The following is an 881-nucleotide window of genomic DNA, read 5'->3' as shown; positions in this document are numbered from 1 at the left end:
TTTTTGATGATCATCGTAGATAGTTTTTGTAAGTAATCAGTTCTTGCATTTGTGATTCGTTCATGAATACGAGCCACTTTGATTCGCTGTTTATGCCAGTTCGCTCCACCTTTTGTACGACGAGACAAAATGCGCTGGGCATGAGCGAGCTTCTTCTCTGATATCCGAAACCATTTCGGATTACCAAATACTTCTCCCGTTGAAAGAATCGCAAAGTTTTTTATGCCAACATCCACACCAACAGCGGAACCTGTCTTTGACAATTCTTGCGCTTCTATTTCGGCAAGAATCGAGACAAAATATGTTCCACTTGGATTCCTTCTGACAGTAGCGCTCAAAATACGTCCTTCTACCTCACGACTTTTGGCAAACATGACAAGGCCAAGTTTCGGTAACTTTATTTTATTCCCTACAATCGCGATGTTCCCATTTGTGTGCTTCGTTGTATAAGATTGGACTTTATTGTTTTTCGACTTAAACCGAGGTGCTTTGTTTTGTTTGTTGAAGAATCGTGAATACGAGTCAGCGAGGTTGTGAAGAGAAGATTGAAGAGCCGTGCTGTCCACTTCTTTGAGCCATACAAATTCTTTTTTGAGGGCAGGTAATTGCGAAGAACAAGTGCCATAGGTGAATCCTTTCCCTGTTTCTTTATATCTATCATTCCATTTTGCCAAAAAGTAATTGAATACAAAACGAGAACAACCCATTGTTTTCGCGATACGTATTTTTTGTTCTGCATTAGGATAGATCCGAAACTTATACGCTTTATGGACGAGCACCACTTTCCACCTCACTTCCTATTTTAGTTTTTCTACATGCTTTTTTCATGATATTCATGAGAACGATATCATAATCTATTCAAAAAATACTTCTCTCGTATC

Annotated in this window: 1 protein-coding gene; it reads right to left on the bottom strand. The window is 39.0% G+C overall.

Annotation, left to right across the window (positions count from 1 at the left end; all coding sequences use genetic code 11):
- The coding region (locus CN288_RS05285; RefSeq protein WP_098301876.1) for an RNA-guided endonuclease TnpB family protein at window positions 1-779 on the bottom strand (779 nt) is incomplete at its 3' end.
- Window positions 780-881: the final 102 nt, after the last annotated feature.

The organism is Bacillus sp. AFS023182, assembly GCF_002560575.1.
GTDB classification, from domain to species: domain Bacteria; phylum Bacillota; class Bacilli; order Bacillales; family Bacillaceae_G; genus Bacillus_A; species Bacillus_A arachidis.
The sequence above is the reverse complement of the archived record's forward strand: the minus strand, read 5'-3'. Positions and strand labels throughout refer to the sequence as shown.